The 9944-nt window shown below is 72.7% G+C and carries 7 protein-coding genes; 4 read left to right on the top strand and 3 right to left on the bottom strand.

What is annotated here, in order from left to right:
* The 3 genes from ACTWQJ_RS37785 to ACTWQJ_RS37775 all read right to left on the bottom strand — a co-directional run.
* A partial coding sequence (locus ACTWQJ_RS37785; RefSeq protein WP_443310958.1) for a DUF5719 family protein occupies positions 1-1171 on the bottom strand: 1171 nt, incomplete at its 3' end.
* Positions 1168-4878, bottom strand: a complete 3711-nt coding sequence (locus ACTWQJ_RS37780) for a glycosyltransferase (protein WP_443310957.1) — start codon at positions 4876-4878, stop codon at positions 1168-1170. The genes ACTWQJ_RS37785 and ACTWQJ_RS37780, both read right to left, overlap by 4 nt.
* Before the next feature lie 181 nt (positions 4879-5059).
* Complete coding sequence (locus ACTWQJ_RS37775) at positions 5060-5323, bottom strand: WhiB family transcriptional regulator (protein WP_010986447.1); 264 nt, start codon at positions 5321-5323, stop codon at positions 5060-5062.
* Between the two features lie 717 nt (positions 5324-6040).
* Here ACTWQJ_RS37775 and ACTWQJ_RS37770 point away from each other — a divergent pair.
* The 4 genes from ACTWQJ_RS37770 to ACTWQJ_RS37755 form a co-directional block, all read left to right on the top strand.
* Complete coding sequence (locus ACTWQJ_RS37770) at positions 6041-6532, top strand: cysteine dioxygenase (RefSeq protein WP_443310956.1); 492 nt, start codon at positions 6041-6043, stop codon at positions 6530-6532.
* Positions 6533-6631: 99 nt separating this feature from the next.
* Complete coding sequence (gene cofD / locus ACTWQJ_RS37765; RefSeq protein WP_443310955.1) at positions 6632-7591, top strand: 2-phospho-L-lactate transferase; 960 nt, start codon at positions 6632-6634, stop codon at positions 7589-7591.
* Complete coding sequence (locus ACTWQJ_RS37760) at positions 7588-8898, top strand: coenzyme F420-0:L-glutamate ligase (RefSeq protein ID WP_443310954.1); 1311 nt, start codon at positions 7588-7590, stop codon at positions 8896-8898. Before cofD ends, ACTWQJ_RS37760 begins: the two co-directional genes overlap by 4 nt.
* Before the next feature lie 94 nt (positions 8899-8992).
* Positions 8993-9944: DNA-3-methyladenine glycosylase family protein (locus tag ACTWQJ_RS37755; RefSeq protein WP_443310953.1), on the top strand; the 952-nt coding region annotated here is incomplete at its 3' end.

Below are 9944 nucleotides of genomic sequence, written 5' to 3'. Positions count from 1 at the left end.
GGGACAGCGTGGCACCCTTCCCGGTGTTGCCGGCGGACGTCGCGCGCGTGCCCACCGGACGCGTGGCCGGGATGAATGCCGTTTCCTGGGAGCCCGCCTTGCCGCGCACCACCTGAACCGCCGCCACCACCGGCACCGCCCGGTCCGTCGGCGTCAGGACCAGCGATCCGGGTTCGCCGCGCGTGACGTCGGCGAGGTCGACCGCCGTTGTCATGCCCGACTTCACGTGCAGCGTCTCGTGCCCGGCGGGCGTGATCAGGCCCGAGGGCGAGGCGAGCCGCACCTTCAGGTCGGCGTCGGCGTCGTCGGGCGTGAAGGCGATCAGGCGGACGGATGTGGCGTCCTTCGGGATGCCCGGCAGCACCAGGCTGCCGGCCGGGTCCGTCGCCGCGGCCAGCCAGTCGCCGCCGAGCTCGTCGTCCAGCGCCTGGACGGCGGCGCCGACCCGTCCGCTGCGGACGTTGACGTGCACCGTGAGGTCGGTCTCCTCGGCGTCGGTCAGCGTCGACAGCAGGATCGGCTCGTCGGCCTGCGGCGCGACCGTGATCCCCTCGCCCACCGTGGACTCCAGCGCCCCGTCCTTGCCGTACAGCTCGATGTCGACGACGGCGGCGGAGTCGTCCGGGTTGGTCAGATGGACGTAGTCCGTGCGGCCGTCGGCGGTGCTCGCGCCCGGGAACCAGAACTCGGTGTCCGGCGCGGTGCAGTTGACGCCCTGCAGTCCCCGGCCCGCGCCCGCGGCGACCTCCGTGGTCTCCTGCACGGTCCAGCCGGGCGCGAACTTCCCCTCCGCGGTACCGATCAGCGCGGGCGAGTCGCCTCCCGAGGTGTCACCGGAGCCGGGCTTGCCGGGCTCCTTCGGCTCCAGCACGGGCTTGTCGTCCTGGCCCTTCTTGCCGCCCTCGTCGGACTCCCGTGTCGCGGGCCGGAGTTCGGCCCTGCCCTTACTCGCCGCGCCCTTGGTGACGGGCGTGAAGGACGTGTACGTCGTCTCGGCGAGGTCGGAGGTGCTGGGTGCCGGGCACAGCAGGCTGGTGCGTTCCACAGGCAGCTCGGCGGCCGCCTTGGCGGTGTCCGTGCCGGTGGCGTCCGGCGCGGACAGCGCGGCGAATCCGGTGATGGCGGCGAGCGCGGTCACACCGGCGATCAGGGACAGGGTGGTGCGGTTCACTGCTGACTCCCGTCGGGGCGCTCACTGCCGTCGTCGTGCCCGCCGTGCGCTTGCGTCTGGTCGTACGTCGGGTCGTAGCCCTGCGGGTACGTCTCGTCGTAGGACTGGCCGTACGTCTGGTCGTATCCGCCGGTCTGCGACGAGCCGTCGTACGCGTACGGGTCGTACTGGCCGCCCTGGTACGGATCCGCCTGGTACTGGTCCGTCGGGTACGACTGCCCGTACCCGCCCGGCGCGTACTGCTGACCGGCGCCCTGGTACTGCTCGCCGCCGTAGGTGCCGTACTCGGCGCCCGCGTAGCTCGCCGTGTCCCAGTCGCCATACGGCTGCTGCTGCGGAACGGCCACCGGTGTCCCCTCCTGTTCGGGGGACGGGGAATCCTCGGCCCGGTCTGCCTCTTCGGCCTCGGCCTGGGCGCGCAGGCGGCGGGCGCGGCGGCCCTCGCCGGCGACGGCCTGTGCGGGGATCGCCGGCTCCTCGGGGAGGTCGTCGTCGATGTCGCGGCGCCGGCCGGGCAGGGCGAGCACGACGAGGACGACGGCGAGGAGGCCCTGCGCCCACAGCCAGGCGGTGTGGCCGATCGGGTCCTCGTAGGTGACGTCCAGCGTGCCGCCGGTGGCGGGGAGTTCGAAGCCCTGGGCCCAGCCGTCGACCGTGGTGCGGGTGAGCGGCTTGCCGTCGAGGGTGGCGGTCCAGCCGGCGGCCGCGGTGTCCGCGAGGCGCAGGGTCCGGCCCTCGGAGCCGTCCGGGACGGTCGTGTGGATCTCGACCGGACCGGCGGCGACGGGCTGCGGGTCGCCCGAGCCGGAGGCCGGGACGATGGCCGCGCGGGCGACCTGGCGGTCGACGCGCCACAGGGCGCTGCCGTCCTGCTGGCTGAGCCGGCTCAGGCCGGGCGTGGCGTCCAGGACACGGCTGACCTCGCGGGGCGCGCCCTTGTGGACGAGGACGTAGCGGACCGCGAAGTCACCGAGCTGGTCGGCCTGGTCGGCGCCGGAGCCGGCGACGAGGTTGGCGACGACCTTGTCGAGCGCGGCGTTGTCCCCGTCGGCCGCGGCGAGTTCGGCGTCGCCGAGGCGGGCGCCGGAGCCGCGGACCAGGGTGTAGCCGACGTGCGCGGTGGAGTCGCTGTCGAGAACGAGGGTGCGGGCCTGGTCGCGGGTGTTGCTCTCCTCGGCGACGAACGCGGGCACCTGCACCGGGTCGCGGCGCTCCAGCGGCCCGTCGGCGCCGCGGATCATCCAGCCGGCGGCGACGAGCAGCGGGCCCGCGGCCGAGGCGAAGGCGATCAGCGCGGCGACCGGCTGGCGCCAGCCGAAGCTCTGCTCGGCGACACGCGCGCGTGCGCCTTCGGCGCCGATCACGGCGGCCGCGAGGAGGGCGATGCCGTAGACGAGTGTGGCCGGGCCGGCCCAGGTGGAGCCGTTCGACAGGGCCGCGAGGGCCAGACCCACCAGGGCGACCGCCCAGGCCGTCCAGATGCCCGACTGACGTTCGGTGCGCATCAGGGCGGCCAGCGCGGCCAGCACGATGCCGATGAGCATCAGTCCGCTGACCGTGCCGGGCCCGCCGGGACTGGCGCCGAGCAGGTCGAGGGCGGAGGCGGCCGAGTCGCCGTACTCCAGGCCGGCCTCCTGGAAGAAGCCGAACGGCAGCAGCGACAGCGACCAGGGCGCGAGCACCAGCAGGGGTGTGCCCAGCTGGGCGAGGAAGCGCAGGCCGTGGGCGGTGATGTCGCCCCGGCGCACGGCCAGCAGCCCGATGCCGAGGATGAGCGCGACCGGCCACACGATCGGCGTGAACGCGGTGGTGATCGTCAGCAGTAGCGCGTAGGCCCAGGTGGCGCGCCAACTGCCGCGCGCGCCCGAGGCGTTCGCCAGGCCGCTCGCCGCGACGCCCGCGCGCGCGACGAGCGGCAGCAGCACGGCGAGGACGGCGGTGCCGATGCGGCCGCCGGCGAGGGCGCCGGTGGCGGCGGGCAGGAAGGCGTACACGACGGCCGCCCAGGCGCGCAGCAGCCGGGACTCGACGAGCGGGCGGGAGGCGAAGTACGCGGTGAAGCCGGCCAGCGGCACCGAGCCGACGAGCAGAACGGTGACCGCGAGCCCGGTGGAGCCGAACAGCGTGGAGGCCAGCATCGCCACGAGCGCGAGGTACGGCGGTGCGGACGCGTCACCGCCGGCGCCGACCGGATGCCAGGAGTCGAGGTAACGCGACCACAGCTCGCTCGAGTCCGCGGGGGCGGGCAGCAGGGCGCCGCCCGCGAGGGCGCCGCCGCCGAGGAGTTCGCGGCAGGCGGCCAGCGAGACGAACAGCAGCACCAGGAAGAGCATCGGGCCGGGATTGCGGGCGATGCGCTTCAGGCGTGCGAACTGCTCGATCTCCAGGAAGTCGGCGTCGTCGCCGCCGGGCCCGGACTCGACCGCGCCGCCGTGCCGTCCGGCGCCGCCGGCGACCTCCGGGTCGGAGCGGCCGACGACACTGCTCGCCACCTGTTCGACGGTGGCCCGCACGGTCGCGCCGGGCGGCGGGAACAGCGGCCGCAGTTCGCCCTTGTCGATCTCCGGACGGCCGCGTCTGCGGCGGCCTGCGATGATCCGCTCGGGCCGCAGCAGCACACCCAGCAGACCGCGGATCTCGTCGACCGCCTGGCCGGGGACCTTGCCGACGAGGTAGGCGACGGTCCGCAGCAGGGTGCCGAGGACGAGGCGCAGCAGTACCCAGGGCAGCGTGGCCGTACGGGTGTTGACCAGCAGGGTGTAGACGGCGCCGGCCTTGTCGACCTTGTGCGGGGAGGCCGACGTCCGGCCCACGCAGTCGACGGTCCGGCGCTCGCGGGAGGCCGCCTCGGCGTGTCGTACGACCGCCTCCGGGGCGACGAGGACGCGGTGACCGGCGGCGTGTGCGCGCCAGCACAGGTCGACGTCGTCGCGCATGAGGGGCAGTCGACGGTCGAAACCACCGAGTCGGTCGAAGACATCGCGCCGGATCAGCATTCCGGCGGTGGACACGGACAGCACGGGCCGTACGTGGTCGTGCTGGCCCTGGTCCTGCTCACGGCGGTCCAGGCCGGTCCAGCGGCGGCCGGAGTTGGCGATGGTGACGCCGACCTCGAGGAGCTGTCGGCGGTCGTACCAGCCGCGGAGCTTGGGGCCGACGACAGCCACGTCGTCGCGGCCCAGTTCGAGTTCGTTCTCCACGACCCGCAGCAGCTGTGCGAGCGCGTCGGGCTCGGGGGCGCAGTCGTCGTGCAGCAGCCACAGCCACTGCACCGGCTCCCCGTGCGGGAGCTCGGGCATGTCGTACGCGTCGTCGCGCCATCTGCGCGTGACGGGGTCCCAGCCGCTCGGCCGCTTCAGGTACGGCAGTTCCTCCGGGGTGAGGACGGGGGCGGTGCGGTTGGCCTCCTCGACGGCCTGGCCGAAGCCGGTACGCCGGGCGAGGTGGAGCACGCGGTCGGGGCCGAGGGCGTCGGTGACCAGCTGGGCGGAGTCGTCGGCGCTGCCGGTGTCGGCCGCCATGGCGTACTGAACGGGCCGCTCCTGGCCGAGCAGCCCGGCGAGCGCGTCGGGCAGCCAGCGGGCGCCGTCATGGGAGACGAGCACCGCTGTCACCACGTGACGCGGAAACTCTGGCGGGCGGGTCGGGTCGAATCCCGCCGTGGCAGCGACGTCTTGACTGGCTGCCGTGTGGCTGTGCGCGGACATCGAGGTACGGGCCCCGGTTCGGTGGACTGCGGTGGACACCTGTGCCCACTGGGGGCAGCGGGGTGTCTCGGACGAGCGACCACACTATCGGCTGGCCATGACGACGGCCCGCCGCCTGTGGATAACCCACCCTCGACGGACCGTTCGCCCCGTATGTACGCAGTAGATGCATGCCGTTCGGTCAGATGGCCGCCTTCTTCAGCCGGCGGCGCTCACGTTCGGACAGACCGCCCCAGATGCCGAAGCGCTCGTCGTTGGCGAGGGCGTATTCGAGGCACTCGGAGCGGACCTCGCAGGCGAGACAGACCTTCTTGGCCTCGCGGGTGGAGCCGCCCTTCTCGGGGAAGAAGGACTCGGGGTCGGTCTGGGCGCACAGCGCGCGCTCCTGCCAGCCGAGTTCCTCGTCCGCGTCGTCGACCAGCAGTTGCTGCACCAGCTCGGTCATGTGCGCCCCTCGTCTGTCTTTCGCGTCCCCGTGATGTAGCCGTTACCGATTTCGGCTGAACGACACGAGTGAAATTACAAGTGTGCTGCTCCGGGCGAGTCAAGCCGAGATCTGCTATTGAGCCCCTTATTCACTCTGCGGAACCAAGGCCGTGCGGAAAGTGTTCAAATCGCCATAAACCTTGACACGCAGATCAGACCCCCGAGGCCTCCCGCTCCGCACGGGACCTGTACGGAGAAGGACGCTCACAGGTTCGATCTCGTTCCGGCACGCGCGACGAAGAGAACCGGATCACAGTCGGATCACGGGATCGCAACGAGGCTTGTGCGCCCGGTTGTGCGCCATGTGTCCCGGTGGGCCCGTGAACAAACCTTTCACCTGAGAGATGAACCGGATGAGGTGAACCATGTCCCACATTCCGGGCGTCGAGTTGACAGTGGAGGTGTGAACCGCTGTCCTTGTGGGCATGCTCGCGAACTTGGCGCCCACCTCGACCCGCTCCGCCGGGTCCCTCGGTGCTGCCCATGCTCGCTGTAGCTGTTGTTGCTGTTCCAGCTGTTGAGCCGAACGCGCTCCGGCTGCCGTCGAGTCCACCGCGACCCGACCGCTGTTTCCCCGTGAAGCCCCACCAGGGCACGCCACCTCGCCCGTGACCCGGGCGGACGGTACGCGACACCCCGCCAGCCCCCTCTCTTCCGCCGAGGAACACCGCACCCCATGAACAGCGACAGCGACCTCCAGATCGCCGGCGACATCCTCGAGGTCCCGCACCTGCTCCAGGCCCCGCGCGAGCACCCGGCCACGGTTGCCGAGTTCGTCGGCCTGGCCCGCGCCATCGCCGCCGACCGCTCCCAGTGGGAGCACCTCGTCCAGTACGACGCGACCAGCCGCTGGTACCACCGGCTGCGCACCGGCCCCGGCTACGAGGTGTGGCTGCTGTCCTGGGTGCCCGGTCAGGGCAGCGGCCTGCACGACCACGGCCCCTCCTCCGGCGTCCTGACCGTCCTGGAGGGCACGCTGACCGAGCGGACGGAGCGCGGCACGCGCGCGTTGGGGGCGGGGGCACAGCGGGTGTTCGCGCCGGGGTATGTGCACGAGGTGGTCAACGACGCGCTGGAGGCCGCCGTCAGTCTGCACGTCTACTACCCGGGACTCACGCAGATGCCGATGCACACCCCCCGGTGCACGGCCGTCGGCCAGGTCCCATAACCGGACACCACGCTGTCGTACCCGCCTGCAACACCGGCCCACCCGTCATCCGGCCACCACCCCTCAACGAGTCAGCCTGACGGCTGACACACTGTTTCAATGCGCATTGTGGTTCTGGCAGGCGGCATCGGCGGTGCCCGGTTCCTGCGTGGTCTGAAGCGGGCCGTGCCGGACGCGGACATCACCGTCATCGGCAACACCGGGGACGACATCCACCTCTTCGGGCTGAAGGTCTGCCCGGACCTCGACACGGTGATGTACACGCTCGGCGGCGGCATCAACGAGGAGCAGGGCTGGGGTCGGGCCGACGAGACCTTCCATCTGAAGGAGGAGCTCGCGGCGTACGGCGTCGGGCCCGAGTGGTTCGGGCTGGGCGACCGGGACTTCGCCACGCACATCGTGCGGACGCAGATGATCGGCGCCGGGTATCCGCTGAGTGCGGTGACGGAGGCCCTCTGCGACCGGTGGAAGCCAGGGGTGCGGCTCATCCCCATGACGGACGACCGCGTCGAGACCCACGTCGCCGTCTCGATGGACGGCGAGCGCAAGGCGATCCACTTCCAGGAGTACTGGGTGCGGCTGCGGGCCTCCGTCCCGGCCGAGGCGGTGGTACCGGTCGGCGCCGAGCAGGCCAAGCCCGCCCCGGGTGTGCTGGAGGCGATCGCCGCGGCGGACGTCATCCTCTTCCCGCCGTCCAACCCGGTCGTGTCGGTCGGCACGATCCTGGCCGTGCCCGGCATCAGGGAGGCGATCGCCGACGCCGGGGTGCCGGTCGTCGGCCTGTCCCCCATCGTCGGGAACGCGCCTGTGCGGGGCATGGCCGACAAGGTGCTCGCCGCGGTCGGCGTGGAGTCGACGGCCGCCGCGGTCGCCGAGCACTACGGCTCGGGGCTGCTCGACGGCTGGCTCGTCGACACCGTGGACGCGGAATCGGTGCAGCGGGTCGAGGCGGCCGGCATCCGCTGCCGGGCCGTACCGCTGCTGATGACCGACGAGGACGCGGCCGCGCAGATGGCTCGCGAGGCGCTGGCGCTGGCGGAGGAGGTGCGGGCGTCGTGAGCCAGGAGACCGCGGAGGGCTACCGGATCTGGGCCGTGCCCGGCATTCCCGAGGTGGCGCCCGGTGACGACCTCGCCAAGCTGATCGCCGCCGCCGAACCGGGGCTGGCCGACGGGGACGTCCTGCTCGTCACCTCGAAGATCGTGTCCAAGGCGGAGGGACGGATCGTCGAGGCGGCCGACCGGGAGGCCGCGATCGACGCCGAGACCGTACGGGTGGTGGCCCGGCGTGGCGCACTGCGCATCGTCGAGAACCGGCAGGGCCTCGTCATGGCCGCCGCCGGCGTCGACGCCTCCAACACCGCCGCCGGGACGGTTCTGTTGCTGCCCGAGGACCCGGACGCGTCCGCGCGCGCGATCCGGAGCGGGCTGCGCGACGCCCTCGGCGTCAACGTCGGGGTCGTCGTCACCGACACCTTCGGGCGGCCCTGGCGCGCGGGGCTCACGGACGTGGCGATCGGCGCCGCCGGCGTGCGCGTCGTCGACGATCTGCGCGGGGGCGCGGACGCGCACGGCAATCCGCTCAGCGCCACCGTCGTCGCCACGGCCGACGAACTCGCCGCCGCGGGCGACCTGGTCAAGGGCAAGGCTGCCGGGCTGCCCGTCGCCGTGGTGCGCGGCCTGCCGCAGCTGGTGGCCGAGGAGGACGGAGAGGGGGCGCGAGCCTTGGTACGGGATGCGCGCGACGACATGTTCCGGCTCGGTACGTCGGAGGCGGTACGGGAGGCGGTGACCCAGCGGCGTACGGTCCGGGCCTTCACGGACGAGCCCGTCGACCCCGGGGCGGTACGACGGGCGGTGGCCGCGGCCGTGACGGCGCCGGCGCCGCACCACACGACGCCATGGCGTTTTGTGCTGCTGGAGTCGGCCCGGTCGCGGACCGAGCTGCTGGACGCGATGCGGGACGCGTGGATCGCGGACCTGCGCCGGGACGGCAAGAGCGAGGAGTCGATCGCCAAGCGGGTGCGGCGCGGGGATGTGCTGCGCAACGCCCCGTATCTGGTCGTGCCGTGCCTCGTCATGGACGGGTCGCACACATACGGGGACGCGCGGCGGGACGGGGCCGAGCGGGAGATGTTCGTGGTCGCCGCAGGGGCCGGCGTACAGAACTTCCTGGTGGCGCTGGCCGGGGAGCGGCTCGGATCGGCGTGGGTGTCGTCGACGATGTTCTGCCGGGATGTCGTGCGCGAGGTGCTGGGGCTGCCGGAGGGGTGGGATCCGATGGGGGCGGTTGCGGTCGGGCATCCGGCGGAGGAGCCGCGGCCGCGGGCGGAGCGGGATGCGGGGGCGTTCATCGAGGTGCGGTGATCAAGCTGGTGCGGCGCCTACCCTCGTAGGGTCCGTTCCTCGTCGCTCCTCGCTCTCCCTCCCCTTCCTCTCTCCTTCTTCCGGGATCTCGTTCGTGGCAGGACGTTTCGCTCCGCGGCCCACGCGTACAACCGTGCGCGGTGGGGAAGTCGCCGTGCCCGCGGGGGTGCCGCGGCCCGCGGCGGCTGCGGCGGGGCGGGTACGGGTCTTGGTGCCGGACGGGCCGCTGGATCTGGGGCTGGTGCTCGGGCCGTTGCGGCGCGGGCCCGGGGATCCGACGTTCCGGGCGATGCCGGACGGGTCGGTGTGGCGGGCCAGCCGTACGCCGGTCGGGCCGGGGACGTTGCGGGTGTCCGTGCGGGGTGGGGAGGTACGCGGGGAGGCATGGGGACCGGGGGCGGAGTGGCTGCTCGAGCAGTTGCCCGACCTGCTCGGGGCGTCGGACGATCCGTCCGTCTTCGCGCCGCGGCATCGGATCGTGGCGCTTGCGCGGCATCGGCGGCCGGGGTTGCGGCTGACCCGGACCGGGTTGGTGCTGGAGTCGTTGATTCCGTCGATTCTGGAGCAGAAGGTCACGACCGATGAGGCGTATCGGGCGTGGCGATTGCTGGTGCGGAAGTTCGGGGAGCCGGCGCCGGGGCCCGTGCCGGGACGGATGTGTGTGATGCCGGCGCCGCGGACGTGGGCGCTGATTCCGTCATGGGAGTGGCATCGGGCCGGGGTCGACAACAAGCGGGCGTCCACGATCCTGCGTGCCGTGCGGGTTGCTGCGCGGCTGGAGGAGGCGGTGGGGATGGAGGCCCGGGCTGCGCAGGCACGGTTGGAGGTTGTGCCCGGGGTGGGGCCGTGGACGTCGGCGGAGACCGTGCAGCGCAGTCATGGGGCGGCGGATGCGGTGACGGTGGGGGATCTGCATCTGCCGGGGATTGTGGGGTGGGCGTTGGCCGGAGATCGGAATGCGGACGATGCGGTGATGCTTGAGCTGCTGAAGCCGTATGCGGGGCAGCGGCATCGGGCGGCTCGGTTCGTTTTGCTGAGTGGGAAGG

This window comes from Streptomyces sp. KR55 (assembly GCF_052245645.1).
In the GTDB taxonomy this organism is placed as follows: domain Bacteria; phylum Actinomycetota; class Actinomycetes; order Streptomycetales; family Streptomycetaceae; genus Streptomyces; species Streptomyces flavusporus.
The sequence above is the reverse complement of the archived record's forward strand: the minus strand, read 5'-3'. Positions and strand labels throughout refer to the sequence as shown.

Bases quoted from the DNA above. Each gene is read 5' to 3' on its own strand.
- ACTWQJ_RS37775 (WP_010986447.1), bottom strand. From the start codon at position 5,323: ATGACCGAGCTGGTGCAGCAACTGCTGGTCGACGACGCGGACGAGGAA.
- ACTWQJ_RS37770 (WP_443310956.1), top strand. From the start codon at position 6,041: ATGAACAGCGACAGCGACCTCCAGATCGCCGGCGACATCCTCGAGGTC.
- ACTWQJ_RS37780 (WP_443310957.1), bottom strand. From the start codon at position 4,878: ATGTCCGCGCACAGCCACACGGCAGCCAGTCAAGACGTCGCTGCCACG.
- cofD (WP_443310955.1), top strand. From the start codon at position 6,632: ATGCGCATTGTGGTTCTGGCAGGCGGCATCGGCGGTGCCCGGTTCCTG.